This is a genomic window from uncultured Campylobacter sp., from assembly GCF_937973075.1.
Classification (GTDB): Bacteria; Campylobacterota; Campylobacteria; order Campylobacterales; family Campylobacteraceae; genus Campylobacter_B.
This window is the reverse complement of the sequence record NZ_CALBWL010000051.1, coordinates 38,583-64,681: the sequence shown is the minus strand read 5'-3', so window position 1 is coordinate 64,681 and position 26,099 is coordinate 38,583. Positions and strand designations below refer to the sequence as shown.

The following is a 26,099-nucleotide window of genomic DNA, read 5'->3' as shown; positions in this document are numbered from 1 at the left end:
CAGGCTTGAGAGCTTTTGTCCACGAATGAGCAAGAACTACAATGTTTCCATTTTCTCGCCGTTAAACGTCTCGTATCGCCGCCCGCCGCGCAATATACGCTATGCGTAATAGTAGCCTGTATAATGGTGGCTCGGTGCCTTATTTTGCTCTGGCTCTGGGACATCTTGCGGTCCGCTCCTAGAGCAGCCGCATAGAAACAGCGCCGCGCACAGAAACAAAACGATCTTTTGCACCATAGCTCCTTTCAAAATTTTTATGATTTTATCTTTGATTGGTTGCAAAATTTCATAAAATTTTTCAAAGCACTCATAAAAATTTTATCCCCTTTGAAATTTAAAATTTTGGCGAATTCTAACGACACAAATTTCGTCAAAATTTAGGCTTCGCGCAGCTTATAATCTCGCGCAAGAATCAAAATTCTGGCGACTCAAATCGTATTTAGTGCAATTTTACGCGATGCGCGCCGCGCAAGATCGCGCAGCCTCTACCCACGCGCCGAAATGCCGCGCCAAATACACTGCTAAATATATAACCGCGCTGCTCTGAAATTTTAAAATTTAGCTAAATTTTAAGCGCCGCGTTTAAATTTACTCGTTGCGCAGTGTTTGCAGAACGTCGATCTGCGTGGCTTTTTTGGCCGGGTACCATGACGATAGCGCCACGATAAGCACCGCGCCGATTAAAATCATCGCCAAATCGCCTAGCGAGAGCTCCATCGGTAGCTTCGAGCTTCCGTAGACATCGGCGGGCAAATTTACGATGTCGAAGCTTCCGAGCAGCCACACGCCGAATAGGCCCAAAATAAGCCCGAATATGATGCCGCCGCCGCCGATCGTGGCTCCAAGCGCGAAAAAGGTCCTTTTGACCTCCTTTTTGCTGGCTCCCAGGCTAAGTAAAAGCGCGATCTCTTGGCGACGGTTCATCACGGTCATCAGAAGCGAACTTACGATATTTAGGCTTGCGACTAGAATTATTAGCATCAGTACGATGAAAAGCGCGCGCTTTTCAAGCGCAAGGGCGCTGAAAAAATTGCCGTTTTGCTGCCACCAGCCCACGGCGTTAGTGCCGCCGGGGAGGCTTTTTTTGATGCGCTCCAGGTCTTTAAACGGATCGTTTGAAAAAACATGCACGCCGTCGAACGTTCCCTCGTCGTAGCCCAAAATTTTGGCTAGATCGCTCGCATCCGCGTAGGAATACGCCTTGTCGTAGGCGATCAGCCCCGAGCTGAAATCCGCGCGCACATCAAAGCGCTTCATCTTAGGGATCAGCGCAAAGCCGCCCGGATCGCTCTTCGTAAAGATCATCGTGATCTTACTGCCATCATCCAGCATAAATTCGTCCTTGATCCCGCGCCCTATCATGATGCCGTAGTCCGTTAGATTGGCGTCTTTGGCGCCTGCTGCGACGACGGAATTGATGCGCTTTTCGTCGTCTAAATTTACGCCGAAAATCAGCCCGCCCTCGAGCTTCTCGCCGCTTTTGGCGATGACTTGCGAGCTGATGTAGGGGCTAAAGATCAGATCGGGGAAGTCCGCCCGCAGCCCCTCCACGTCGTCTTTTGAAATACCGCCGCGAAAGTGGCTGTGGATCGTGATCGGGTAGTTCATCGTAAAGAGCTTGCGCTCGAATTCTTTATCAAAGCCGTTCATTATCGCCATCGCGACGATCAGCACCGTAAGCCCCACGCCGACGCCCAAGAACGCAAGCAGCGCCGAAAGCGTAATGAAGGGCTGAGAGCGGTCGAATCTGAGATATTTGAATAATAAATACTTTACCAAAAAGCCGTCCTTGTAAAATTTCACATAAAATTTAGCGCTAAATTATATGTGAAATTTTAAGTATTTTGGAATTTTAAAATTCCAAAAATAGGTTTTGCGCCTTCAAATATAAAAGCTCCGGCGAGTTTTGAAAATTTAAAATCGCGCCGAAATCTACTTACATAAAATGAAATTTACCCCAAGAGATATCGGATACGGCAAATCAAACAGACCTCTTTACCAAAACTTTGAAATTTTAAACCCGAATTCTAAATTTTAAAATTTCAAACGACTTGAAATTTTAAAATTTTTAGAAATTCCAAATCTTTTAGAATTTTGAAATTCTTAAAATTTAAAAAGCGGATTTCGCTTAAAAAGCTCTCCCACAATCGCATAAATTTAAAATTTCAAATACGCGCAATATCCTAGCCGCACGCTAAATTTAAGCACCGTGCGCCGTTCACGTTTTGCCGCACGGCGCACCGCAACAGCGCTATGAAAAATATGCGGCAAAGCATCAGGCACGCTTTGAAATTTTAAAACCAAAATTCCGCCCCATCGCGCAGCTTTGCGCGCCGTCCGCACCGCCTCGCGATCAAGTCCCTTTAAAATTTTATGACGCTCTCGCCCGCGACATATCCGCTGAGCACAGAAGCAAAGCAAGGTCGAAAAGCACCAATTACGCAATGCTCGCAATCGAAATCACCGATCGCGCGATATTACGACCGATCGCCGCGCCTACCTCGCAAAGCCGCCTTTTTTAGGACCGCCCTTGCCGTGGCAGTCTTTGTATTTTTTGCCGCTGCCGCAAGGGCAAGGATCGTTTCGCTTAGGCTTTTTGTCGCCGAACTCGTCTGAGCCCTTTAGCTGCGCTTCATTCGTGCTTGCAGCGGCGAGTTCTTTGGCGTTTGAGCTCTCCATACGCTCCTGCATCGCACGCTGCTCGGCTTCTATCTCCTCCCTAGATTTAAACTGGATCGAATGCAGCAAGCGGATGCTATCGGATTTAAGGCGCATTACAAGCTCCATAAAGAGATTGTAGCTCTCCTTTTTATACTCCGTAAGCGGGTCTTTGTGGTTGTAGCCGCGAAGTCCGATGCCCGCTTTTAGGATATCCATCTGATACAGATGCTCCCGCCAGTCGCGATCGACGATCTGCAAATAAAGCATCTTTTCGATACTTTTGCGCTGCTGCGGATCAATCGACGCCATCTTGTTTTCATACGAAACGGCAAGCGCGCCGATGATCTTTTCTTTCAGCTCTTTGAAATCATCGACCTTCTCAAGCTCGCTATTTTCGAGTACCTCGCCCGTTTCTTGAGCAATTTTGGCGACGATCGGGAATTTATCGACCTCTTTGATATTTGCGCCGTCGAAAATTTCAAGCTCCTCAAGCACGCTAGAGATGTACTCCTCGCGGTTTTGAATGATTTTGTCTTTCAGATCGTAGTCTGGATCCAAAAGCTCGTTGCGATATTTATAGATCGTCTTGCGCTGCTCGTTTGCGACGTCGTCGTATTCTAAGATATTTTTACGCGCTTCAAAATGCAAGCTCTCGACCTTTTTCTGCGCGTTTTCTACGGCGCGCGAAACCATACCTGATTCGATATGTTCGCCGTCTTTTAAACCCAAGCGATCCATGATATTTTTGATCTTGTCGCTGCCAAAAATTCTAAGCAGATTATCCTCCAAGCTTAAGAAAAACCTACTCTCGCCCGGATCGCCCTGTCGCCCGCTTCGTCCGCGGAGCTGATTATCGATGCGGCGGCTTTCGTGGCGCTCGGTACCTAAAATATATAGCCCGCCCAAAGCGCGCACTTCATCGTCTATACGGATATCCACGCCACGTCCCGCCATATTCGTAGCGATCGTAACTGCGCCCTTTACGCCTGCGTCTTTGATGATCTGCGCCTCGCGCTCGTGATTTTTGGCGTTTAGCACGGAGTGCGCGATGTTTTCTTTAACCAAAAGCTCGTGCAGCTTCTCGCTCTTTTCGATCGACGCCGTACCCACTAGCACGGGCTGACCTTTAGAATTTAGCCGCTTGATCTCATTTATGACGGCATCAAATTTCTCGCGCTCGGTTTTGTAGATAAGATCGTTTTGATCCTTTCTGATGACCGGCACATTCGTAGGGATAGAGACCACTTCGAGTTTGTAAATTTGAGAAAATTCCGTTGCTTCCGTCTGTGCCGTACCCGTCATACCGGCGAGTTTTTCGTAAAGACGGAAGTAGTTTTGAAAGGTAATGTCGGCAAGAGTTTGGCTCTCCTCTTGGATCTGCACACCCTCTTTAGCTTCAAGAGCCTGATGGAGCCCTTCGCTGAATCTGCGACCCTCGCTAAGACGACCCGTAAATTCATCCACGATTATGACCTGCCCGTCGCGCACGACGTAATGCACATCCTTTTCAAATAGATAATTTGCCTTAAGTGCTTGATCAAGGTAGTGGCTAAGCACGGCATTTTCGAGACTATAGAGGTTATCGACGCCAAAAAGCTTCTCGGCTTTTGAAATTTCTGCCTCCGTAATCAAAACGGCGCGGTTCTTCTCATCTACGGTAAAATCGCCCGTAGCTTTGCCTTTCGGATCGGCTGGCGCCTCGCCGCGGATCATTTGGTGAGCTACTTCATTTGCCTTGATGTAGCCGTCTAGAGTGCGGTTCGTAGGACCCGAGATGATTAGCGGCGTCCTGGCTTCGTCGATCAGGATGCTATCTACTTCATCGACGATTACGAAATGATGCCCGCGCTGCACCTTTTCATCCGCGTTAAATTTCATATTATCGCGCAGATAGTCAAAGCCAAACTCGTTGTTCGTGCCGTAGGTGATGTCGCACGCGTATGCAGCCTTGCGCTTGGCGTCATCGTATTCGCCGCCTACGATTACACCGGTACTAAGCCCTAAAAATTCATATAGTTCGCCCATTTGCGCGGCATCGCGCTTAGCTAGATAGTCGTTTACGGTCACGACATGCACGCCCTTGCCCTCCATCGCATTTAGCACTACCGCCAAAGTCGCTACGAGGGTCTTTCCCTCGCCCGTTTTCATCTCAGCAATCGCGCCGTCGTTTAGCACCAAACCGCCTATCAGCTGAACGTCGAAGTGGCGCATATTTAGCACTCTTTTGCCCGCCTCTCGCACGATAGCAAACACTTCGTTAAGCACGTCGTCCGTGCTCTTTTCGCCTGCGCGAACTTGCGCTCTTAACGCTTCAAATTCCGCCTTAAGCGCCGCATCGTCCATCGCTGCGTAGTTTTCCTCGAGCGCACTGATCTGTGCTGCACGCTTGGCGTATTGTTTGACGATCCTATCGTTTTTAGTACCGAAAATCCCGTGGATGACCTTTTTAAACATCTCAAACCTTAGTTTTAAAATTTTAACCGCGCATATTAACATATTTTTAGTTTCTATTTAATTAAATCCTAGAAAAACGGCTATAATACGCGCAAATTTTCAAAAATAAAGGCAAAATTTATGAAAAAAACTCTTATTTCTTTAGCGGCAAGCTGCGTTTTTGCGTTTGCGGGCGGAATAGAATTTAACACACTGAGCGCAAATTTTTCGCAAACCGTGCAGAGCGACGATGCAAAAATCAGCTACGGCGGCGATTTTAGCGCCACAAAAGAGCACGCCGTGTGGCATTACAAGACCCCTACGATAAAAAATATATTCTTTAGCTTCACAAAGGTCGTCGTCATTGAGCCGGAACTCGAACAAGCTATCATCACAAATATCAAAGAAACCCCGAATTTAACGGCGATCTTGGCGAACGCAAAAGCCAATAAAAATGGCGTTTATGAGGCAAGCTTCGACGACGTGAAATATCTAATCGAGCTAAAAGGTGATCTACCGAGCAAGATCAGCTACACCGATAAAATGGATAATAAAGTCGTCATCAATCTAAGTAATGTCCGTAAAAATGCGCCGGTAAATGAGGCGATCTTTAAGCCTGCAATCCCGAAAAACTACGACATCATCACTCAGTAGGTGCGCGTGAGGCTACTTTTCGTCTGTCACGGCAACATCTGCCGCTCGCCGATGGCGCAGTCCGTGATGCAAAATTTTATTAATCAAAGCGAGCTTAAAGCGCGCGTGAGCGTAGATTCTGCGGCGACACACACCGACGAGATCGGCTCGCCGCCCTATTACGAAACGCAGCGCGTGCTAAAAGAGCAAAAGGTGCCGCTCGTAGCGCATCGCGCCGTGCAGGTCACGCCCGCAGACTACGAGCGCTACGATCTCATTCTTTGTATGGATGATGAAAATATGCGCTCGCTGGGGCGAATTTTTCGCGGCAAGGATATGGCTAAGGTAAAATTTCTTTTGGAATTTGGAGGGGGAAATTTTACAGACTGCGATGCGTTAAATTTTAAAGGCGCGCTAAAACAAACCGACTTAAATTTAAAAGACGCCGGTTCAAATTTAACCGCCTCCGAACGCCTAAAAATCGCCGATCCCTACTACACGCGCGATTTTGAGCGCTGCTACGCAGATATCAAGCGCGGCTGCGAGGGGCTCTTGCGATACATTAAAAATTCAGACGGAATTTGCTAAAATCCGCGATTAAATTTTAGCGCCATTAAAGAGGCGCGGTTTAAAGCGATAATTCTAAGGAAAAATATGTTTAGGCTTTTGATCGTTCCATATCTGATAATTGAGGCATTTACGACCTATTATTTCGTAAGCGCAAACGGCTTTGCGGCGTATGCGGTGGAGATCGTCATAAGCGCGATTTTAGGCGGATACGTCGTAGCAAACCGCTCGTGGATGGGCTTTTTTAATCTAATGAAAATCTCGCCGAAAGAAATTTTAAGCGGCGTGGGCTTCGTCGTAGGCGGCGTTTTTCTCATTGCACCGGGCATTTTCGGCGATATTTTAGGCGTTTGCATAATCACTGCGTCATTTTACTGCGTCACCAGCGATGTGCCTAAATTTAACACTAGCAGCGAAAATTCCGAAAAAAGAGAGCGAAAATTTTGGCGACGCAGCCACGCAAGCGACGATGTAATCGACGTTGAGGTGATCGAAGAGAACGAAATCGAGATTCGAAAAAGCATAGGAGAGGAAAAATGAAAAATTTGATCATCGCTACGCGCGGCAGCGTGCTTGCACTATGGCAGAGCGAGCACATCGCATCGCTGCTTAACGCCCGCGGCATCCAAGCGCAGCTAAAAAGCATGAAAACCAAAGGCGATAAAATTTTAGACACGCCGCTTGCAAAGATTGGCGGCAAGGGGCTTTTTACGAAGGAACTTGAGGAGAGTATGCTTCGCGGCGAAGCACACATCGCAGTGCATAGCCTAAAAGACGTGCCCGTGGAGTTTCCGCAGGGGCTAGTGCTAGCGGCGATCTGCGCGCGCGAGGATGTGCGCGATGCGATGATCAGCGAAAAATACTCTAAATTCGGCGAACTACCTCGCGGCGCAAAAGTCGGTACCACGAGCCTTCGCCGCAAGATGCAGCTGCTTAGCATGCGCCCCGATTTAGAGGTTATATCCTTGCGCGGCAACGTCCAAACCCGCCTGCGAAGGCTAAAAGACGGGGAATTCGACGCGATCATCTTAGCGATGGCGGGCATCAACCGATTAAATTTGCGCGCCGAGGTAAAGCACGTAGCGCCCTTTGAAATCTCGCAGATGATCCCAGCTATGGGGCAAGGAGCGCTCGGCATCGAGGCGGTGGACGAGCCGCAAATTCTACGCGCGATAGAATTTTTAAAAGATGAACGCGCGATTATCGAAACGACCGTGGAACGGGATTTCGTCAGGGTTTTGGAGGGCGGCTGCCAGGTTCCTATCGGCATCAACGCGCGCCTTGAGGGCGAAAATATCCACATCAGCGCGATAGTGGGCCTACCTGACGGCAGCGAGAGCATCCACCAAAGCATCGTCGCACAAAAATCTCAATACCAAAGCGTAGGTGCGGAGCTTGCACGCGTTTTTATCGAAAAGGGCGCAAAGCAGCTTCTCGCGCGCGCTGAAGAGATGGCGAGCCTATAAGAAGCCCTAATGCAAAAAGAGCAAATGCCACTTTTTATAATCAAAGATTATTGGATCAGGATTTATATCGATCTGGGCGCTACTTCGTCCATCACCATGATTCTTTTTGAACTCGTCACTAGGGGTATTCACTGGCATTACTGGGTTGGAGTTTGGATTTTAACCTTAATAGGCCTTTTGGGGATAAATAAAAACAAATTTTTAAGCTTCTATCCCGGCAGAATAGAATATAACAAATCCTCTGCAAACTATCAAGAAACGATAGTTACAAAAAAATCTATCGACATAGCGCGTATTGATAAGGTAGCGATTTATAAATTCGTAGATTTTGCGGTAGAAGAATTTAGCTATGATAAAAATATTGGCACCTTTAAAAAGCTTATTTTAATGGCTTTTTCGTGGATATTGTATTTGATGGATTTGATATGCTTTGCCATTTTGCGGCTAAGGGGTAGGATAAAAAGTATAAATTTATATGTCTTGATATTTTTAGACGGCGAAAATGGGGTATTCGTCAGTATCCCACTTGCGATGTTAAGCGATTTTGAACGAAAAAATTTAGAAAAATATTTAAAAGATGAACTCGATCTAAACCTGGAGGATATCGAGGTTAGAGATAGGCTTTTGAATATAAATTTTATGTAACGCCGCTAGCTTACGTGACGATGTAGAATTTTACGTCGATATGAAATTTCTGAGATTTATGTGGCGAAATGCTAGATAAATCTGAAAGCATCGAAGTAGCGTATAAATTCTGGAATTTATACGGTAACAATGCAAAAAATTTAATGCTGCTCATCGGCGGGTAACTCCATGGGCTTTTTGCGGGTGCAAGACGAGGCGGATCTGCCGCAAATTAGTCCTAGCGAGTTTATAATGATAGAAAAAATTGCGCCGAATTGGTATCTTTTTAAAACCACATAAAAAGCTCTGCCGCAAGCGGGTTTGAAGCTTCGCGGCGATCTAAATTTAAAAGTGCTACCGGCGCCTTAATCATACCGCCGATCAAAAATCGCGCGAATTTTAAATTTAAAAGACGATCTGCGAATTCCGTCTACCGCGACTTTTGGGCGAAATTTTAAAATTTTGAAGTCTAAATTTAAACAAAGCGCCGTCAAAACGCGCCGCGTCTCCGTAAATTTAGAGCCAAGGGGCGAGGCGGCGGTAGCCTTAAACGCCACCCGACCCAGGCTTAAACTGCGCAAAGTCCACTCCCGTCGCGTCCAAAACCGCCCGCGAATAAAAATAGAGGCTGTAAAATAGCTCATCGTCGTAAAAATACTCCTCCCAGCGCTCCTCGTCATTCTCGTCGCTCTGCGGCCACAGATATTTTTCCGCAAGCATATCCGAAAACCTCGCCAGCGGCGCTGCGTGCGAGATCTTATCGGCATCATCGCAAATCTCAATCACAAACGCAAAAAATCCGCCGAGCCGAGCCGCGATAAAGCCCGCTGCATCATTTTGCCGGCTTTTATCCGCATTTCTATCCGCCGCATTCTGATTATTTCCACCGATTTCGTCTGCCGCAGCGTTTTGATTATTTTTATTCGCGTTTTTGTCCGCCGCAGCGCGCGCCTGCATAAAGATGCGCGCCAAAAACAGCAGCGCAAAAGGGGTTCGTGCCAAAGCGTACTTTGATGTTCTATCTCGTTAAAAATCTTATCAAGCGCGTTCTGAAGGGCCTTGGCGTCAAATTTTTCCCGCTCGCTCGCATCCGAGCTCTTATCCGCCGCGCTCGTTTTAAATTTACTCGCCTGGCTCGCTTTAAATTTTATCGCCGCGCCATCCGCACTCTTAGATTCCGCCTCGCCGCACTTCGCCGTGCCCGTTTTAAGCTCCGTCTCTCCACCCGCTTTAAATTTCGCAGCCTCGTTATCCGCCTTTTGAAATTTGGACTCGCTCTTTTGCGCTAAATTTATGGAATTTTGCGCCGCGCCGCATCTTGTCGCATCCGTAGAATTTTTCCCGCAACCGGACTTGCTTTTTAAATTTTGCCCTGCTCCGGGCTTGCTTTTTAAATTTTGCTCGCCGCCCAAGCCGCGCGCCGCATCACAAGCTTCGATTGCCCGTGCGAGTTTCTCAAAAATTTTGGGAAATCCGCTCGCCCTGCCGTAAGCGGTCGTGAGCCTGCTCCACGGCACGTCCTGCACTTTTAAATTTGCGATATATTTTAAATTTTGCTCATTCATCCGCGCTCCTTGCGAATATTTTTAAATTTAAGCCTCACGAGCCGCTAAAATCTGCGCTCTCGGTTCAAATTTAGCCTCTTTCGCACGCAAATTTAAACCGAGCCCAGGCGCAAATTCTACCTCGTAAGCTCCCTACTATGCTCGATTAGATCCTCGATCTGTTCGCGCGGCACCGCATCAAGGCAGACGCTGATCCAGTGCTTTTTATTCATATGATAGGCTGCAAAAATTCCTTTTTCGTCACGCAAAATTGCCGCCAAATCGGGCGAAACTTTTAAATTTATCACGTCGCTTGAGCCAGGAAGTGCGCGACCGAGCTTTTCGTTTGCAAGCCCGCGCATCAGAAGTGCAAACCACTTGCGCTTCCCTCCTGCGTGACGAAAAACCGCAAAATTGGGATATTCATCCCACAGATACTCGCCATCCGCGTCGTAGCGCTGCTTCATTAGTTTTAGGACGCTGCTGAAGTTCATTCTCACTCCTTGATATTGATCTTTTCTTTGCGCAATCGCGCCAGCCACTCATCCAGCGTCTTTTCAAAACCGATCCCCTTGCTTTCGTAAAATTTCGCCGCCTCGCTCATATAGGCCTGCTCGACCCAGCCGCCGAAGTCGTGCGGGTATTTGTAGTCTGCGATCTGCTTGTCGGAGTTGACGAGATAGCGCGGCGTAGGCAACGGTGCAGCGGAGCGGACGAACTTCAAAGCGGCGTTGATGCCCAAATACGCGGCGTTTGATTTGGGGCTGTGCGCCAGATAGATCGCGCATTGCCCTAAGATAATGCGAGCCTCGGGGTAGCCGATCTTGCTGACGGCAGTTAGCGTGCTAGTAGCGATATTCAGGGCGTTTGGATTGGCATTGCCGATATCCTCGCTAGCTAGGATCACCATCCTGCGCGCGATAAAATCCGCGCTCTCGCCCGCATCTATCAGCCTCGCGACGTAATACAGCGCGGCGTCGGCGTCGCTGCCGCGCAGGCTTTTTATCATCGCGCTAGCAAGCTCATAATGCAGATCGTCGCTGCTAACGCCTGCAGCGACGGCATTTGCGCGCAGCGTACGAAGCGTATCCAGCGTAATGGCGCTATCTGCTAAAAGCGCAAATTCGAGCAAATTTAACATACTCCTCGCATCGCCGCTGCTGGAGTTTAGCAGGTATTTTCGCGCCTCTTCGTCCATCTCAAAGCCGATCTCGCCCTGCACCCGCGCCAAAAGCGCCTCCAAATCCTCGTAGCTAAGCGGCTCGAACTCAAAGATCATCGAGCGCGAGCGGATGCCGCTGCTTAGCACGAACTGCGGATTTTCCGTAGTCGCGCCGATGATGATCGCGGCGTAGTTCTCCATCGGGATGAGCAGCACCTCCTGCTGCGTCTTGCTGAGGCGGTGGATCTCGTCGATGAAAATGAGCGGCTTGATGAGCGAGCCGGCGTGCGAGGATAGAATTTTGCGGATATCCTCGACCTTCAGGCTCGTGGCGTCAAGCTCGTAAAAATCGTAGTTCAGCTCGCTTGCGATCACGCGCGCCATCGTCGTTTTGCCGCTGCCTGCGGCGCCGAAAAATATGCTGTGCGGGATGCTGCCTGCGGCGACGAATTTTTTAAAAACCGCTACGATCTTGCCCTGCCCCACGATCTGCTCTAAGCTTTTGGGGCGAAATTTCAAGCTCAAACTCATTTTGCAACCTTAAAAATTTTGCACCGATGATAGCGTTTTTATGATTAAATTTTTAAATTCGGCTAAATTTAAAGAGCGGTTTGGGTTTTACATACGGCGAGGATTTGAAATTTATGCGCGGTGAGAGCTTGAAATTTGCGGCCCACAGCGAGCTTTAAAATTTCAGTAGAATTTTAAAAATTTTATGCCGCGCGCGAGCTAGCGATATAAAATTTTGCGGCAAGAATAGATCGCGCAGATTTAGCGAGCTTGGCGGCTTTAAATTTAATGCCTTGCGCTGCGCGATCGCGCCGTCATACATAGCGCGCCCAAAAATTATTGTCTGTGAGCGAGGCGAAATTTTAAAATTTAGCCCTATTTTGGGGCTAAATTTTATCTCGCGGCGGGCGACGAGCCGCCAAATTAGCAAATCAATAAACGCAAAATCGATAAAGTGCAAAATCACGATGCTCACATAAACCCATCGCGTAACCATCGTGACTATCGCCTCGCCTGCGCAGAAACTATCGTATTAATCTCGCGCCTACGCAACGCGAAAAATATAAAATATAGTCGCGCAATCGTCGCAATAACACGCGCGATCGCGTAAAACTCATCGCGCCAATTCCGGCGCCAGCGTGAAATTTAATCGCGCAAAGCTGCGCACCTGCGTAAAATTTAATCGCGCTAAGCTACGCGCCCGCGTAAAATGCGTAAAAGTTACCGCGCTAACGTCGCACTGGCGCAAAACTGCTGTCTATTTAAAAAGCTCGGTAGAAAGATACCTCTCGCCGGTATCGCAGAGGATCGTAACGATCACTTTGCCCTTGTTTTCGGGCTTGGCGGCGATCTGAGCGGCAGCATAAACGTTCGCACCGCTTGAGATGCCCACGAGCAAGCCCTCTTTTTGTGCCAGCTGTCTAGCCGCGGCGAACGCATCGTCGTTCTCAACGCTCAAAAAGCCGTCGATGACGCTTCTATCAAGATTATCAGGGATAAAATTTGCGCCGATGCCCTGGATCTTATGGCCGCCCGCACTACCGCACGTAAGAAGCGGCGAGCTAGCAGGCTCCACGCCGTAGGCTTTGAGATTTGGATTTTTAGATTTTAAAAATTTCGCCGTACCGCTGAGCGTGCCGCCGGTACCAAATCCCGCGACTAAAATATCTACCTTGCCGCCGCTTTGCTCCCAAATTTCAGGTCCAGTGCTTTGAAAATGCGCCTTTGGATTGCTCGGGTTATCAAACTGGCTCGGGATAAAGCTATTTGGAGTGTTCGCCGCTAGCTCATTTGCCCTATCTACCGCGCCTTTCATTCCAAATTTTGGATCGGTCAGCTCGATTTTAGCCCCGAATGCGGCTATGAGCTTTTGGCGCTCGATACTCATCGAGCTTGGCATCGTTAGAATGAGCTTCATACCGAGCTTTGCTGCGATCATCGCAAGCCCCACACCCGTGTTTCCGCTGGTAGGCTCTATCAAAACGCTATTTTTATCGATTTTGCCTGAGCTTAGCGCGTCTTTTACGATCTGCCATGCGATGCGATCCTTGACCGAGTGGCTTGGGTTTAAAAATTCCGCCTTGGCTAGGATGAGGGCATTTTTGCCAAACGTATTGATTCTGACTAACGGAGTATTGCCGATGAGCTCCGTAACATCGTTTGCTATTTTCATATTTTTCCTTTAAATGCTGAAATTTAAATACTGGACGCTTCGCGCCATCATCTCCTCGTAGCTGCTTAGAGGCTCGTTAAATATATCTGCCAGCTTGACGTCAAATTTCTCAAAAAACGCCCGCAGTCCGGGATCACTCATCTGAATGCTAGTCATCCGCAGATCCTTTTCAAGAGCGGTAAAAATTTCACCGAAAGTAATCTCGCTAGCATCTCTGGCTAGGTGATAGCCGCCGTTTTTACCTTTGATGCTACACACTAGCTTTTCGTTTCTAAGGGTATTTAGAATTTGCTCCAAATAATTCTTAGAAACTCCCGTACGCTCGGCGATCTCTTTTATACTTATCGGCGCTACTTCGCTAGCTTTGGCGATCTGCAAAATCGCAGCCAGCCCATAAACGCCCTTTGTGCTTAAAAGTGCCATTATTTCAGTGCCTCACTAAGATCGGAAATCAAATCATTCGCGTCCTCTATACCCACGCTTAGGCGGATTAAGCTCGTAGGCACGCCAGCGCGGTTTAGCTGCTCCTCGTTTAGCTGCGAATGCGTCGTGCTCGCAGGATGAGTGATGATCGACTTCGTATCGCCAATATTTGCTACGACGGAGAAAATTTTAACCTTACTAACCGCCTTTAGCGCTGTTTCTTCGCTATCTACGATGAAACTCATCAGACTGCTTGCATAGCCGTTTTTAAATTTTGCTTTGATTGCGGCATTAAACGGCGAGCTTGCAAGCCCCGGATAATTGACCTGCTTTACCTTCGGATGATTTTGTAAAAATTCTGCTATTTTTAGCGCGTTTTGCGAGTGTTTTTGCATGCGAAGCGGCAGTGTTTCAAGTCCCTGGATGAGCTGAAACGCGTTAAACGGCGATAGAGTTGCACCAATATCGCGAAGCAAGGATAGGCGAATCCTAAGCGTGTAAATATCAAAATTATCTACTAAATCCGCATAAACTAAGCCGTGGTAGCTCTCATCAGGTTCGTTGAAATGTGCGTAACGCGGATTGCCTTTGAGTTTGGAATTTAATCCCTTGCCCGAAACGATCGCGCCTGCGATGCTAAGCCCCTGCCCGCTTATATATTTGCTAGCGCTGTGGATTACGACATCGGCGCCGTCATCAAGCGGATTGTAAAGCGCAGGGCTTGGGATCGTGTTATCCGCAATCGTTACTACGCCGTGCTTATTTGCGATTGTAGCGATTTTAGTGGTATTTGCGACCGAAATTTGAGGATTTGAAAGCGTCTCAAAAAAGATCGCTCTAGTCTTATCATCGATTAAACCTTCCAAATTATCCGCCGTTTCGGAGTCAAAAACCCTAGCTTCGATACCGAAACGCTTGATCGTATGCGCCAAAAGCGTAGTTGCGCCGCCGTAAATTTTCTCGGCGATGATAATATTTTCGCCCGCTGCGGCTAAATTTGCCACCGCAAAAAATATCGCCGCCTGCCCGCTAGAGACCGCGATGGCGGCTTTACCGTTTTCCAGCGCCGCAAGTCTCGCCTCAAAAACATCAGTAGTAGGATTTGTCAAACGCCCATAAATTGGCCCTAGATCACGCAGCGCGAAGCGATCGGCGGCCTTTTTGCTAGAACCGAAGTTAAACGCGGTGCTTTGATAAATGGGAACTGCCATCGTGCCGTAGCCGGCGACGGAGTCGTAACCAAAATGAGTTGCGAGGGTTTCTTTTTGCATTTTTGTCCTTTGTAAAAAATTTGGCGAATAATAGCGAAATTTTAAAATAAAGTCAAGTATTTTTATATGATTTTAAAATGCCTATAACAAGGGATTTATAGAAAAAACATTATTAAAATATAGTTTTACAATATGCGCAATTTTGCCAAAATTTCGAATTTTGCTATAATGCGCGCTTTAATTAAGGAAAGATCATGCAAATCAGAGAAAAAGATGAGCGCGTTAAATATATCCGCGCATTAGAACGCTTTGTAAAATCCGCCGTAGTGCTGCTAAAGCGCGAGGATTTCGACGCAGAGCTTTTTGCGAAGCGAATAGCTAAAAACTACGAAATTTTATCTAAAGCGGCCGCTGTAAATCTCGATAGTCCCTACACCAAAGCGCTTGAAAGCTTTGCCAAAAACGTCCTTGATGCTAGCGAGGCAGGACAGATCAGCGATGCTGTGTTTAGATCGGCGCTGCAGCATGAAGCAAACGCCTTGCAAAAGCTCAAAAACAATAAAAGTTACAAAAAAGACAAGCATAAAATCGATTTTTTAAAGGATTATTAGATGAAAACCGTGATTTTTGATATGGATGGCACGCTGCTTGACTCCTCGAGCGCGATCGAAATCAGCGTCAATAACACTCGCCGCGAGCTCTACGGCCTAGCGCCGCTACAAAAGAATTTCATCGTCCACACCATCAACGATCCAAGCCAAAACGCCTTTTTGGAATTTTACGGCAAAACCGAAGCGAGCGCCGAAGAGCTTGCTTTTTTCGAGAAGGAATTTGTAAGCAATTACCGCGATTTTGCCGTGCTTTACGAGGGTATCGAAGATCTTTTGCACTCGTGCAAAAAAGCAGGATTTTTTCTCGCAGTCGCTTCCAATGCACCTTCCTATACCCTAAGCGCGATCTTAGAAAAAACGGGCGTGCGCAGGCTATTTGATCTGGTCGTAGGCGCGGACGAGCAGATGCCCTCAAAGCCCAACCCTGCGATGCTGCTACACGTAATCGCGCGCTCGCCGCACAAAAACGCGATTTTTTTGGGCGATAGCAAAAAAGATGAGCTAGCCGCACTCCGTGGCGCGGAATTTTTACAAAATTTAGAATTTCAAGGCGGCAATGACGGCGAGAGCTTAAATGCCAGCCGTGACACTAGTAGAAAGAATTTCAGCGCTAGCAGCGGAAGCTTAAGCTCTTGCGGCGAAAATCTTAACGCGGATGAAAAAATCCGCCCTAACGACACAGGTGCTGACGGAGCGGCAACGCTAAGCTTTAAAGGCGCTAAAATTTCCACAAAAGCAGAAGCGACGGAAAGCGCACGAGCTGCGGCAGCGCGATATTTTCAGGCAAACTTGGCAGATCTAAAAGGCGCAAAACTTGAGTATTTGCAGGTATGCTGGGGGTTTGGCGAGCCTAGCGAACTAAGTCGCAATGCCCTAAGCATCGCGCAAGCGCGCGAAATCATCGGCGGAATTTAAAGCAGCCTGGCTTTTTAGGCATAGCTAATTAAAAGTAGTATTGCAGCATGGCAAAATCACGCTTAGGCTCTTAAAACGGAGTAAATTCCATCCTCGCGTGCAACGCAAGCGAGCTTAAATTTAAAAATAATCCTTGCGCGAAAAATTCCACTAGCACAAAAACCGAAATTTCATCTGCGCGAGTGGAATTTAAAATTTTAAAGTATCTTTTGCAATGCGATATTTTATCTGCGCGAAAAATGAAATTCTATCTGTAAAAGGGGGCGGAATTTTAAAAATTTAAAGACGCCCTCTCGCGGCTTAATTTAAAATTTGCCTCGAAAACCAGACTTAAAATTTAATGCAAACGCGATTTTAGCATTCTACCGCGTCCATGAAATTTCAAATTCTCGCAAAGCGGCGGAATTTTAAAATTTTAAAAAGCCTGATCTGTGTTATACACACGATTAGATTTTGTGAGAATAGAATTTATCCGCCGCGCAAAAATCAAAATTTTACCGCACAAACAAAGCGAAAATCCTCTCCACCTGCGCAAAATTCAAGAATTTTATCGCTCAAACAAAGCGAAATTCTATCCACTCATGCGAAATCTAAAATTTCACCCGCACCACAAAATTTTAAAATTTCCGCAAAAAATCAAGCCGCTTATCTGTAAATTTAAAATTCCGCCTATCTGCAAAGCTTCGCGTTTAATCCGCCACGCGACCAAGATTAAATTTTTAAATTCCGCTCGCTCTGCCTATCTCGCAAACAAGTAAAATTTTAAAATTTATGAAATTTAAAGCTCAAAATCCCGCGCTTAAGTTTAAAATTTACCACACGCAAGCGCAAAATCTATGCAATCGTTCCTGTTTAAAAGCCCCGATAGTTTGCCGCGCCCTAACCTAAATTAAATTTTACATTTGCTATAATCGCGAAATTTTAAGGAAGGTAAATGGATATTTTTGAAGGCAGCCCAAGAGAGAAATTTTTTGAAATTTTATCCGCTGCAAGCCCTACTTTAGTGCAAAACGAGATCGAAGAAGCTCTAATCCGCCTCATCGCCTGTGAGCGGCTCTGCAAAGCGCGCGGCATTAGCGAGCGCGAGATCGAAAGCTTCATCACGCAGCAGGATCTACAAGACGAGCTAAACGACAAATTTTTGCAAATGAGCGGGAATATCCTAAGCAACAACGAATAATGCAAGATCAAATTGATTTAATTATGAAAAGCTTCATCGCAGACTGCGGCTACGAGCCTGCTAGCGAGATGTTTGATAAGCTAAGCCCCGGCAAAAAACTGCGCTCCAAGCTGCTGCTAAACATCGCGCAAAAGGATGAAAAATCGCTGCGTCTGTGCGCGATCATCGAGCTAATTCAAGCCGCAAGCCTGCTGCACGACGACGTCATCGACGAAAGCTCGGTGCGCCGCGGCAAACCCTCGATAAACGCCACTTACGGCTCCAAAAACGCCGTGATGCTGGGCGACATACTCTATTCCAAGGCATACTTTGAGCTTTCTAAATTTGAAAGCTGCATCGCCGCTGCGCTTTCGCTCGCCGTCACGAAGCTCGCAGTGGGCGAGCTGATGGACGTGAGCTTAAGCAACGATTTCAACGACGATGCGAGCAAATATCTGCAGATGATCTATCTAAAAACCTCCGCCTTAATCGAAGAGGTCGCGCGCTGCGGGGCTTTTTTGAAATTCGGTGGCGCGGAAAATCGCGGCGAAATTTCAGATATGAGCTGCGAAAAAAACGAGGGCGAAATTCCAAGCGCCGCGAAAGATCATGATAAAATTTCAAGCGCGAGCGCAAAATTTGGTGAATACGGCAAAAACCTTGGGCTTGCCTTTCAGATCATCGACGACATCTTAGACGTCACGCAAAGCTCAGGAGCGCTAGGCAAGCCGAGTCTGAGCGATTTTGCGGAGGGAAAAACCACCCTGCCCTACATCTATCTATACGAAAATTTAAATGATTCTGAGCGGCAAAAGCTAAAATCGTTTTTTAAAAAGCAGCTCTGCCAGAGCGAAATTTCATGGATCAAGGCGAAGCTTAGCGAGCACGGCATCATCGAGCGCTGTATAAACGAAGCTCGCGCCTACGGGCAAAAGGCGCTTGAAGCCGTGGTGGAATTTAAAAACGACAAGCTGGAGCAAATCGTGCGAGATATGATAGATAGGGAGTTTTGATGGCGTATATGAGCGTGAGCTTCACCCACAAAAACACGGACATCACGGTGCGCGAGAAGCTGTCGTTTTCAAACGATGTGCGTAAGAAAGAAATTTTGCGCCTTTTGGCTTCAAACTCCGCGATAGAGGAGTGTTTGGTGCTTAGCACCTGCAACCGCGTTGAAATTTTTACCGCCGTAAGCGACTTCAAAGCAGCCAGCAAATTCGTGCTTTTGGCGCTTTCACGCGTAAGCGGCGTGAGCTACGACGAGCTAGCCGAGCGCGCCGATATTTACGAGGATTACGGCGCGATACACCACCTTTTCGCCGTTGCAGCCTCTCTTGACAGCCTCGTAGTGGGCGAAACGCAGATCGTAGGCCAACTCAAAGACGCCTTTAAATTTGCCAAACAAAACTCCCACGCTGGCGCGCAGATCGCAAGAGCGATAGATGAAGCGCTAAAGTGTGCGGCACGCATCCGCAACCAGACCGAAATTTCAAAAAACCCGATCTCGGTCTCAAGCGTCGCCGTGGCGATGGCAAAGGAAAAGCTAGGCTCCTTGCAGGGCGTAAACGCCGTGGTAGTGGGCGCGGGAGAGATGAGCGAGCTAGCGTGCAAACACCTGCTCGCAAGCGGCGCAAATATCACGATCTTAAATCGAAATTTAGCCGGCGCGCGGAGGCTAGCCGCCTCGTTGCTTGGCGAAAATTCCTTGGATGCGAAAAATTGCGCGGATGAAAATCCCGGCGCAGGAAAAAATTCAAATGGCTTAAATTCCGGAAATGTCGCGAATTTCGCAGGCGAAAATGTCGCGCAAAAACAAAATTCCAAAGACAGCGTAAATTTTAATAAAAAGATTTTCACAGACGGCAATAAATCTCACATAGCAGGCGAAAATTCCAAAGGCGATAAAAATTCTGCCCCCTTCGCGAATTCCTCCGCGCAGGCACAATCCCGCATTAAAATCGATAGTCTTGATAATCTCAAAAAATACTTAAACGTAAATAGCCTATTTTTCAGTGCTACTGGCTCGCAAGAGTCGATCATTACCGATAGCTTGCTAGAACCCAAAAGCTTTAAGCGATATTTTTTCGATATAGCCGTGCCGCGCGACGTAGAGCTTAGCCAAAGCGAGGACGTCGAGGTTTACAGCGTCGATGATCTGGAGGAGATCGTAAAGAAAAATTTGCTGCTTCGCGAGGAGCAGGCGCAGATCGCCTATTCGATCGTGGCAAAATGCACGAACGAGTTTTTCAAATGGCTGAGGGCGGCGGCATCCACGCCGATCATCAAGGCTTTGCGCCAAAGCGCAAAACAAGTAGCCGAGCTAGAGCTAGCCAAAGCGCTTAAAAAGGGCTATCTAAAGCACAGCGATGCAGAGGAGGCGCGCAAGCTGATCCATCAGGTTTTTAAAGCGTTTCTGCACGCTCCGACGGTAAATTTAAAAAACCTCGGCGACGCAGATAATGCCGATAACGCGGTAAACGCGCTGGTCGAAATTTTTGAACTGCAAGAAAACTACGAAAAATTTTTAAATCAAGAAAATGAGAAAAAGGACAAACAAAATGAAATTTAGCAAGCTTTTCGCTCCAAGCCTAAAAGAGGCCCCCAGAGACGCGGTACTACCTAGCCACGCGCTTTTGATCCGCGCGGGATTTATCGAGCAGCTGGGCAGCGGGCTTTATAATTTTTTGCCGCTAGGAAAGATAGTGCTAGAGCGGATCTGCGCCGTCATCAGGCAGGAGATGGACGCTGCGGGCGCGCAGGAGGTCTCTTTTAGCGTCGTGACGTCCGCGGATGCGTGGAAAAAAAGCGGTCGCTACGCCAAATACGGCAAGGAGCTGCTGCGCTTCAAAGATCGCAAGGATAACGACTTCGTACTAAGCCCTACCAACGAGGAAGCGGCGGTTTTGATGGTAGCGGATAAGATCACGAGCTACAAGCAGCTGCCGCTAAATATCTATCAGATCAATACGAAATTCCGCGACGAGGCGCGCCCTCGCTTCGGGCTTCTGCGCGGACGCGAATTTACGATGAAGGACGCCTATAGCTTCCACGCAGACACTGCGGATATGAAGCGCGAGTTTGAGGTGATGAGGCAGGCGTACTCGCGGATTTTTACGCGACTGGGGTTAAATTTTAGAGCGGTCGATGCGGACAGCGGCGCGATCGGCGGCAGCGGCAGCAAGGAGTTTATGGTGCTAGCGGACAACGGCGAGGACGATATCGTTGTGTGCAAGCGCTGCGAGTATGCCGCAAACATCGAGGCTGCGCGCCGTGCGCCCAAAACCACGAACGCCGCAGCACCCGAGACCGACGGCATGATGAAATTTAAAACCCCCGCGATGAAAACGATCGACGCGGTGGCGGAATTTTTCAAAGTGGATAAATTCTACACCGTCAAAGCGGTGATCAAAAAAGCGCTATACGAGGATCGCAGCGAGATCGTAGCGTTTTTTATCCGCGGGTGCGACGAGCTGCAAGAGACCAAGGCGCAAAATGCCTGCGGCGCGCTAGAGTTAGTCGATGCTAACGAGGAGGAGATCGCGCGAGTGGGCTTTACGGCGGGCTTTTGCGGACCTTTCGGGCTCGGCGAGGGAGCTAAATTTTATATCGACGTCGAACTAAAAGGAGCGCGCGAGATGATCGCAGGCGCGAACGAGCCGGATTACCACTACGTGGGCGCAAGCGTGATAAATTTTAACGAATCGCGCTTTGCGGATCTCGCGGCCGTGGGCGCGGGCGACGCATGTCCGTGCTGCGGCGGCGAGCTTGGCATCACGAAGGGCATCGAGGTGGGTCATATCTTTCAGCTCGGCACGCGCTATTCAGAGCCGATGGGAGCGCGATTTTTGGATGCAAACGGCAAGGCTCGTGCGTTTTACATGGGCTGCTACGGCATCGGCGCAAGCCGCCTTATCGCCGTGGCGATCGAAAGCAGCCATGACGAGAAAGGCTGCGTGTGGCCGCGCGAGCTGGCGCCTTTCGAGCTTGAGATCATCATCTCAAATCACAAAGACGCGGCAGCGGTAGAATTTGCCGAAAAACTATACGAGCAGTGTCGCGAGCGCGGCATCCGCGTACTACTGGACGATCGCGCGGAGCGCTTTGGCGTGAAGATGAACGACTTCGAGCTGATGGGCTTTCCGTATGCCGTGCTCGCGGGAAAAGCCCTAGCGGAGGAAAGCGTCGAGTTCATCACTCGCGCAGGTCTAAAGCGGCAGAGCGTAAGCGAGGATGAAATTTTAAAATTTATAGAGAAAAAATTAGCCGAGGAAAATTAGGAAGCGCGTAAAAATTTAGCCTTAAATTTGGGCTAAATTTTATAATAAAAAAGTAGGTTCTCTCTTTAAATTTGTCGCTTTGGTCGTGCCTTCCAAATATCTGCGTAGAGTGATACTCAATTGCTCATTTGCCTCCGGCTTTTAAACTTTTTGGAAGCCCTATCGGTATGCGGCTCTCTAAACTAGCTCGACCGGCTTTGACCGAGCGGGCATTTAATTTCTAGCTCTATCGACCTCTATACGTGCCTATCGGTGCAAATTTCAGCGCATCCATCGACGCCGACTACCTCTATCCATATCTGACTGCAAAATTGCAAGCATCACTTAAAATCCACATTTACAAAGCTTGCACGGTCCGCATCTAAAAGCACGGGCCATATCGCCTCAATCAAGACGCTGCGAGGAGCAAATCGGAGAATTTAGAAAGACGGCCGCAATTAAGCTCTTTTGCTCCAAAGAAATTAAACCGCAGATCAAATCTAGCGGTAGCGCACCGCGAAACACAACGGGAAAATTTATGCTACGTACGTATTTTAAGCTTGCAGGCAAAACTACAGGAGCGTTAAATTTAGCGCTCGCGGCGGTAAAATTTAGCCCTGCGCCCGCCGCGAGATAGAATTTTAGCTTTATAATTTACTTCGAAAGACTTTGCAGCCACCTTTTAGCCGCATCCGCAGCCGCTATCAAACCGCCGCACATCATTATCAGATCCTTTATCACCAGCCTGCCCGCGCCAGAGAGATACGGGAAGCCGTGGTTCGGGCTCTCTGTTATGCCGAGGGCGGGATTGCCCAAATTCGGCACCCAGGTTTCGGGCGTCGTTATCAAAAACGATAGCGTAACGATAGCCATACCGAAGGTCAAAAGTCCGCCTACGACGCCAATTTTTGGGAACCATATGCCAAGCAGCATCAAGATGCCGATCGAGCAAATCGTCGCGCCGATAATGTAAGAAGCTGTGTAGGTGCCGTTTGATTTATGCCATTTGATATTATCCGGCACGACCAAGCCTTCGGGGTTTTTGTGCAGATTATACTCCGCGACCATTTTGCTCTTGCCGTTGTCGACTACATCTTTATTTTTCATCAGATAGCTGAAAAACGGGCTGTTCGTGACGAAAGGCACGATGCCGTCCGCCTCATACTGCACGACTTTTAGGCCGCCTATCCAGATCATGACGACGAAAATTGCAAACCTTATGCAATTTACAAATATGCTTTGCGAATTTGACAGGCAATTAAGCACCTTATATAGGAGGGAATTTTGATCCATCTGTGTTTCCTTTGCGGTAAAATTGATGCGATAGTTTATCAAAAGAGGGTTAAATAAGTCAATAGTTTTTATAAAATAATACTAATATTGTTTTAAAAAATTTTATCAAGTGAATATAATTTAAGATCTATTTGCAGATCTTTCAGCTTCAGGATCGATTGTTATTGGCAAGTTTTATGAAATTCCGGCTAAATCATGCTTTGAAATTTTAAAAAATATCTCGAGCTAGCGCAGAATGAACCCAGTAGGACGTTTGTGAGATAGATGAACAAAACATACAGCGCGAATAAACAAAGCCTGCGATATAGATGCACAAGTGCTCACAATGCCGATTTATGGGTACTCACGGGCTTTGCGTTAAAATTTCGCCTAAATCCTTACTCGTTAAATTTCATCCGCGAAATTTTGCATTTTTGGTCAAATTTTATCCAAGCGGCCGCTTATTTTCACTCGGCTGAATTTTACTTTGTTACCTAGATTTCGCCCACGCTTTTCCGGTTAAAATTTTATCCAAAATGCGGCAAGCTCGTAGCCACGGGGCTCGCCCAACCCGCTCAAGCTTTCAAACGCAAGCGTAACGCCGTTGCTTAAGCTTAGCTTCAAACCCTCATCCGTTGCGCGCTCGCGATACTCGATTCGCTCACGATTTAAAGCGCCTTTCACCGCCGCAAGATCGATAGGGGCTCCGCTAAATATCCAAGGCTCTATTTCGATTTGCCGCGCCCTTGCGCCGCCGAAATTTAGAGGCCCACTTCTAAAATGATCCGAAAAAATCATAAAAATTTCGCCCCGAAAAAAGTGAAATTCAAAGGCGCCGTATCTTAAAATTTCAGCTCCAGCGCTCTTAAAGCTCGCATCCGCAGAGCCAAGCATCGCGATGGTCTGCGCGCAGCTCAAGCCTCTTTCTACGCCCGCAAACTCGCCCAAGCGAAAGAATTTAAGCATATCGAGTTTAACCATCTCTTCCCCTATAGTAAATACACATCGCGCCTCTTAAAGCCACTAGCAGCACTGAACGGCACGCTAATAGTTACACGAGCCAGCCATCGCGCTCATCCATACTTAGGCACTCGCCGACATGGCACTAACGAGCAACGGCAAGCCAGACGCGTACATCACATAAAAGTGCGCCGCGTAAAATTTTATCTCGCGCCGAGCTAAAATACAGCGCATTTGCAAAATTTAAAACGATCGCAAAATGCCACGTCGTTTCGCAAGTTTTATTTCACACAGACTTAAAAGCTGCGACAGCCGTATGAAATTTTATATAGTGACTGCATAAATCGCGCGCCGCAAGACTCGAAATTTCACGCCGCAAGACTCGAAATTTCACGCCGCAATGCCGCAAATTTCACACCTCCCACACATCACGCAGTGTCACTCAGCCGAGCAAAGCTCGAATCTCGCGATTTACGAAAACCTCGCGCGTCGCAAGCCACACTCGAACAAGTACTGCTTGGCATTATTTTAAAATTTCACAAGTGTCGTAATATCCGAGTTTAAGAAGCGATTTTATAATCCGCTTTAGCTCATCTGGCGCTGTATTAAGAGCAAATAAACTCGTTTGAGTCCGTTAAGGCTAGCCGAAAACCCTTTTTAGATGCGCTTCGTAATCTTTCATAAAACGCTCCACATCAGGATTTTTAACGACGTCGTTGCACATAAAAGTAGGTAGCCTTTTCGTGCCTAAAAACTCATTTGCCTTATGAAAATGCAGATAAACGCCGTCCACGCCCACGCCCTCGAAAAAATCGCCCGGCTTATCAAACGCCTGAAGCGGCGCATTCCAAGTAACGCTTAGCATGTGCGATTTGCCCTTTATCAGCCCGCCTGTGCCGTAGCCGTCGTTTGGGCTCGCGCTGTGCCGCCCGTCGTTTGCCACTATCTTGCCTATGCCGCCCATAAACACCTCGTCCACGTACTTTTTGACTAGCCAAGGCTCGCCCATCCACCACGCGGGCATCTGCCAGATCACGGCATCCATCCATAGAAATTTTTCTACCTCGCCCTCTATATCGTAGCCCTCAAATATCGTAGTTTCGCGCGTTTCGTGCCCTAGGGCTTGTAGCGTTTTTTTGGCTAGCTCGTGCAGCGTCTTGCTTAGCTTGCCGCCTTTGCCGTTAAAAGGTGCTCCGCCATTGATAAGTAATATTTTCATTTTGATCCTTTGATTAAATTTATTCGTTAGCGACTCGCTGCACCTAAGTTCAAATTCCACCTCGCAGCCCTATGCGAAAATATAAGCGTAAATTTTACGAAGCGTTTAATTACTAAATTTTACTTTTACGCCGCAGTTTACCGCCCTAAAATTTCAAATTTATCGCCGTGCACTGCGATTGCTTCGGCGTTATTTATCGGCGTCAAATTTAGCTTGCCGCCGTAAATTTTTAAAATTTCGTCCGCGCTTTGCACGAAGGGCTCTTCGCCGTAGTGCGGCACGGGGTAAAATTTCACCAGATCAAGCCCCGTTTGCGCCGCAGCCCCGTAGTTGCCCGCATCGTCCATCACTGCCACGTACTCCACGCTGGGTGCAGCGATCATCGCGCCTGCCGATTCGCCCACGTACACGAGCTTGCCGCTTCGGACGCGATCTGCGATGAGGGTTAACAGATCCTTCTTTTTAAGCTCGCGCAAAAGATAAAATGTGTTGCCGCCGCTTACGTAAAGCACCTGCGCCGCGCCGATCTTTGCCTTCGCTTCAGCCTCGCTAGCTTTGGAAACGTCTAAAATTTGAAGCGTAAAGCCCATTTTAGAAAACGCCTCTTTCGCCTCGTCCACGTAGTCTCGGTACTCCTCTACGTTTGCGGCGGTCGGGATAAAAAGCACCTCCTTAGCGCGGATATTTTGTCTCGCATAGTCCTCAAAAAGCGTCGCCGCACCCGCAAAATAGGAGCATAAAAACATCTCTATCATTGTTTTTCCTTTAATTAAATTTGCGCTGATTTAAAAGCGCTCGTAA

At 47.8% G+C, this 26,099-nt stretch carries 27 protein-coding genes; 12 read left to right on the top strand and 15 right to left on the bottom strand.

Annotated elements, in window-relative coordinates:
- Nucleotides 1–99: 99 nt before the first annotated feature.
- From Q0274_RS06855 to secA, 3 genes are all read right to left on the bottom strand, one after another.
- Nucleotides 100–234: a hypothetical protein gene (locus tag Q0274_RS06855; RefSeq protein ID WP_298028480.1), complete on the bottom strand. Its 135-nt coding sequence runs from the start codon at nt 232–234 to the stop codon at nt 100–102.
- A gap of 354 nt (nt 235–588) precedes the next feature.
- The gene (locus tag Q0274_RS06850; RefSeq protein ID WP_298028479.1) at nt 589–1,779 is read right to left on the bottom strand and encodes an ABC transporter permease; all 1,191 of its coding nucleotides are present in this window, start codon (nt 1,777–1,779) and stop codon (nt 589–591) included.
- Between the two features lie 717 nt (nt 1,780–2,496).
- On the bottom strand, nt 2,497–5,115 hold the full coding sequence (gene secA / locus Q0274_RS06845; protein WP_298028478.1) for a preprotein translocase subunit SecA: 2,619 nt from the start codon (nt 5,113–5,115) through the stop codon (nt 2,497–2,499).
- Nucleotides 5,116–5,235: 120 nt separating this feature from the next.
- Here secA and lolA point away from each other — a divergent pair, with 120 nt between their 5' ends.
- The 5 genes from lolA (at nt 5,236) to Q0274_RS06820 (ending at nt 8,405) form a co-directional block, all read left to right on the top strand.
- Complete coding sequence (gene lolA / locus Q0274_RS06840; RefSeq protein WP_298028477.1) at nt 5,236–5,748, top strand: LolA-like outer membrane lipoprotein chaperone; 513 nt, start codon at nt 5,236–5,238, stop codon at nt 5,746–5,748.
- A 6-nt stretch (nt 5,749–5,754) separates the two neighbouring features.
- Entirely contained in the window at nt 5,755–6,315 is a 561-nt protein-coding gene (locus Q0274_RS06835; protein ID WP_298028476.1) for a low molecular weight protein-tyrosine-phosphatase, read from the top strand.
- A 66-nt stretch (nt 6,316–6,381) separates the two neighbouring features.
- Nucleotides 6,382–6,834 (top strand): FxsA family protein, encoded by a 453-nt coding sequence (locus tag Q0274_RS06830; protein WP_298028475.1) that lies wholly within the window; start codon nt 6,382–6,384, stop codon nt 6,832–6,834.
- Nucleotides 6,831–7,760 (top strand): hydroxymethylbilane synthase, encoded by a 930-nt coding sequence (gene hemC, locus Q0274_RS06825; RefSeq protein WP_298028473.1) that lies wholly within the window; start codon nt 6,831–6,833, stop codon nt 7,758–7,760. The genes Q0274_RS06830 and hemC overlap by 4 nt, the downstream gene beginning before the upstream one ends.
- A 9-nt stretch (nt 7,761–7,769) precedes the next feature.
- Complete coding sequence (locus Q0274_RS06820) at nt 7,770–8,405, top strand: hypothetical protein (protein WP_298028472.1); 636 nt, start codon at nt 7,770–7,772, stop codon at nt 8,403–8,405.
- 525 nt (nt 8,406–8,930) lie between these two features.
- Here the strand turns inward: Q0274_RS06820 and Q0274_RS06815 are convergent.
- From Q0274_RS06815 to Q0274_RS06780, 8 genes are all read right to left on the bottom strand, one after another.
- Nucleotides 8,931–9,170, bottom strand: a complete 240-nt coding sequence (locus Q0274_RS06815) for a hypothetical protein (protein WP_298028471.1) — start codon at nt 9,168–9,170, stop codon at nt 8,931–8,933.
- A complete protein-coding gene (locus tag Q0274_RS06810; protein WP_298028470.1) occupies nt 9,167–9,949 on the bottom strand; it encodes a hypothetical protein in 783 nt (260 codons plus the stop codon). The genes Q0274_RS06815 and Q0274_RS06810 overlap by 4 nt, the downstream gene beginning before the upstream one ends.
- 116 nt (nt 9,950–10,065) lie before the next feature.
- Entirely contained in the window at nt 10,066–10,422 is a 357-nt protein-coding gene (locus Q0274_RS06805; protein ID WP_298028469.1) for an MmcQ/YjbR family DNA-binding protein, read from the bottom strand.
- Between the two features lie 2 nt (nt 10,423–10,424).
- Complete coding sequence (locus tag Q0274_RS06800) at nt 10,425–11,621, bottom strand: replication-associated recombination protein A (protein ID WP_298028468.1); 1,197 nt, start codon at nt 11,619–11,621, stop codon at nt 10,425–10,427.
- A 154-nt stretch (nt 11,622–11,775) separates the two neighbouring features.
- A complete protein-coding gene (locus Q0274_RS06795; RefSeq protein ID WP_298028466.1) occupies nt 11,776–12,096 on the bottom strand; it encodes a hypothetical protein in 321 nt (106 codons plus the stop codon).
- Between the two features lie 261 nt (nt 12,097–12,357).
- Nucleotides 12,358–13,272: a cysteine synthase A gene (gene cysK / locus Q0274_RS06790; RefSeq protein ID WP_298028465.1), complete on the bottom strand. Its 915-nt coding sequence runs from the start codon at nt 13,270–13,272 to the stop codon at nt 12,358–12,360.
- A 9-nt stretch (nt 13,273–13,281) separates the two neighbouring features.
- Nucleotides 13,282–13,695: an Rrf2 family transcriptional regulator gene (locus Q0274_RS06785; RefSeq protein WP_298028464.1), complete on the bottom strand. Its 414-nt coding sequence runs from the start codon at nt 13,693–13,695 to the stop codon at nt 13,282–13,284.
- On the bottom strand, nt 13,695–14,966 hold the full coding sequence (locus Q0274_RS06780; RefSeq protein ID WP_298028463.1) for an aminotransferase class I/II-fold pyridoxal phosphate-dependent enzyme: 1,272 nt from the start codon (nt 14,964–14,966) through the stop codon (nt 13,695–13,697). The genes Q0274_RS06785 and Q0274_RS06780 overlap by 1 nt, the downstream gene beginning before the upstream one ends.
- A gap of 191 nt (nt 14,967–15,157) precedes the next feature.
- On the opposite strand from Q0274_RS06780, the gene Q0274_RS06775 reads away from it, so the two are divergent.
- The 7 genes from Q0274_RS06775 (at nt 15,158) to Q0274_RS06745 (ending at nt 21,868) form a co-directional block, all read left to right on the top strand.
- On the top strand, nt 15,158–15,517 hold the full coding sequence (locus Q0274_RS06775) for a hypothetical protein (protein ID WP_298028493.1): 360 nt from the start codon (nt 15,158–15,160) through the stop codon (nt 15,515–15,517).
- Nucleotides 15,518–16,432: an HAD family hydrolase gene (locus tag Q0274_RS06770; RefSeq protein ID WP_298028462.1), complete on the top strand. Its 915-nt coding sequence runs from the start codon at nt 15,518–15,520 to the stop codon at nt 16,430–16,432.
- Nucleotides 16,433–16,805: 373 nt separating this feature from the next.
- On the top strand, nt 16,806–17,087 hold the full coding sequence (locus tag Q0274_RS06765) for a hypothetical protein (RefSeq protein WP_298028461.1): 282 nt from the start codon (nt 16,806–16,808) through the stop codon (nt 17,085–17,087).
- 279 nt (nt 17,088–17,366) lie between these two features.
- Nucleotides 17,367–17,612, top strand: coding sequence for a DUF2018 family protein (locus Q0274_RS06760; protein WP_298028460.1), 246 nt, complete (start codon nt 17,367–17,369; stop codon nt 17,610–17,612).
- Complete coding sequence (locus Q0274_RS06755; RefSeq protein WP_298028459.1) at nt 17,612–18,604, top strand: polyprenyl synthetase family protein; 993 nt, start codon at nt 17,612–17,614, stop codon at nt 18,602–18,604. Before Q0274_RS06760 ends, Q0274_RS06755 begins: the two co-directional genes overlap by 1 nt.
- Nucleotides 18,604–20,160 carry a glutamyl-tRNA reductase gene (gene hemA / locus Q0274_RS06750; RefSeq protein WP_298028458.1) on the top strand — a complete coding sequence of 519 codons (1,557 nt, stop codon included), beginning with the start codon at nt 18,604–18,606 and terminating at the stop codon, nt 20,158–20,160. The genes Q0274_RS06755 and hemA overlap by 1 nt, the downstream gene beginning before the upstream one ends.
- Nucleotides 20,150–21,868, top strand: a complete 1,719-nt coding sequence (locus Q0274_RS06745) for a proline--tRNA ligase (protein WP_298028457.1) — start codon at nt 20,150–20,152, stop codon at nt 21,866–21,868. The genes hemA and Q0274_RS06745 overlap by 11 nt, the downstream gene beginning before the upstream one ends.
- A 633-nt stretch (nt 21,869–22,501) precedes the next feature.
- Here the strand turns inward: Q0274_RS06745 and Q0274_RS06740 are convergent.
- The 4 genes from Q0274_RS06740 to Q0274_RS06725 all read right to left on the bottom strand — a co-directional run bounded on the left by Q0274_RS06740 (nt 22,502) and on the right by Q0274_RS06725 (nt 26,053).
- Nucleotides 22,502–23,140: a DUF417 family protein gene (locus Q0274_RS06740; protein ID WP_298028456.1), complete on the bottom strand. Its 639-nt coding sequence runs from the start codon at nt 23,138–23,140 to the stop codon at nt 22,502–22,504.
- A gap of 498 nt (nt 23,141–23,638) precedes the next feature.
- Nucleotides 23,639–24,100: a hypothetical protein gene (locus Q0274_RS06735; protein WP_298028455.1), complete on the bottom strand. Its 462-nt coding sequence runs from the start codon at nt 24,098–24,100 to the stop codon at nt 23,639–23,641.
- Nucleotides 24,101–24,719: 619 nt separating this feature from the next.
- Nucleotides 24,720–25,298 (bottom strand): NAD(P)H-dependent oxidoreductase, encoded by a 579-nt coding sequence (locus tag Q0274_RS06730; protein ID WP_298028454.1) that lies wholly within the window; start codon nt 25,296–25,298, stop codon nt 24,720–24,722.
- Between the two features lie 137 nt (nt 25,299–25,435).
- Nucleotides 25,436–26,053 carry a Type 1 glutamine amidotransferase-like domain-containing protein gene (locus Q0274_RS06725; protein WP_298028453.1) on the bottom strand — a complete coding sequence of 206 codons (618 nt, stop codon included), beginning with the start codon at nt 26,051–26,053 and terminating at the stop codon, nt 25,436–25,438.
- Between the last annotated feature and the right edge of the window lie 46 nt (nt 26,054–26,099).

Coding starts and splice junctions, on each gene's coding strand:
- secA (WP_298028478.1), bottom strand. CDS start 5,115: ATGTTTAAAAAGGTCATCCACGGGATTTTCGGTACTAAAAACGATAGG.
- lolA (WP_298028477.1), top strand. CDS start 5,236: ATGAAAAAAACTCTTATTTCTTTAGCGGCAAGCTGCGTTTTTGCGTTT.
- Q0274_RS06830 (WP_298028475.1), top strand. CDS start 6,382: ATGTTTAGGCTTTTGATCGTTCCATATCTGATAATTGAGGCATTTACG.
- hemC (WP_298028473.1), top strand. CDS start 6,831: ATGAAAAATTTGATCATCGCTACGCGCGGCAGCGTGCTTGCACTATGG.
- Q0274_RS06820 (WP_298028472.1), top strand. CDS start 7,770: ATGCAAAAAGAGCAAATGCCACTTTTTATAATCAAAGATTATTGGATC.
- Q0274_RS06810 (WP_298028470.1), bottom strand. CDS start 9,949: ATGAATGAGCAAAATTTAAAATATATCGCAAATTTAAAAGTGCAGGAC.
- Q0274_RS06805 (WP_298028469.1), bottom strand. CDS start 10,422: ATGAACTTCAGCAGCGTCCTAAAACTAATGAAGCAGCGCTACGACGCG.
- Q0274_RS06800 (WP_298028468.1), bottom strand. CDS start 11,621: ATGAGTTTGAGCTTGAAATTTCGCCCCAAAAGCTTAGAGCAGATCGTG.
- Q0274_RS06795 (WP_298028466.1), bottom strand. CDS start 12,096: ATGGTTACGCGATGGGTTTATGTGAGCATCGTGATTTTGCACTTTATC.
- cysK (WP_298028465.1), bottom strand. CDS start 13,272: ATGAAAATAGCAAACGATGTTACGGAGCTCATCGGCAATACTCCGTTA.
- Q0274_RS06785 (WP_298028464.1), bottom strand. CDS start 13,695: ATGGCACTTTTAAGCACAAAGGGCGTTTATGGGCTGGCTGCGATTTTG.
- Q0274_RS06780 (WP_298028463.1), bottom strand. CDS start 14,966: ATGCAAAAAGAAACCCTCGCAACTCATTTTGGTTACGACTCCGTCGCC.
- Q0274_RS06770 (WP_298028462.1), top strand. CDS start 15,518: ATGAAAACCGTGATTTTTGATATGGATGGCACGCTGCTTGACTCCTCG.
- Q0274_RS06765 (WP_298028461.1), top strand. CDS start 16,806: ATGAAATTTCAAATTCTCGCAAAGCGGCGGAATTTTAAAATTTTAAAA.
- Q0274_RS06760 (WP_298028460.1), top strand. CDS start 17,367: ATGGATATTTTTGAAGGCAGCCCAAGAGAGAAATTTTTTGAAATTTTA.
- Q0274_RS06755 (WP_298028459.1), top strand. CDS start 17,612: ATGCAAGATCAAATTGATTTAATTATGAAAAGCTTCATCGCAGACTGC.
- hemA (WP_298028458.1), top strand. CDS start 18,604: ATGGCGTATATGAGCGTGAGCTTCACCCACAAAAACACGGACATCACG.
- Q0274_RS06745 (WP_298028457.1), top strand. CDS start 20,150: ATGAAATTTAGCAAGCTTTTCGCTCCAAGCCTAAAAGAGGCCCCCAGA.
- Q0274_RS06740 (WP_298028456.1), bottom strand. CDS start 23,140: ATGGATCAAAATTCCCTCCTATATAAGGTGCTTAATTGCCTGTCAAAT.
- Q0274_RS06735 (WP_298028455.1), bottom strand. CDS start 24,100: ATGGTTAAACTCGATATGCTTAAATTCTTTCGCTTGGGCGAGTTTGCG.
- Q0274_RS06730 (WP_298028454.1), bottom strand. CDS start 25,298: ATGAAAATATTACTTATCAATGGCGGAGCACCTTTTAACGGCAAAGGC.
- Q0274_RS06725 (WP_298028453.1), bottom strand. CDS start 26,053: ATGATAGAGATGTTTTTATGCTCCTATTTTGCGGGTGCGGCGACGCTT.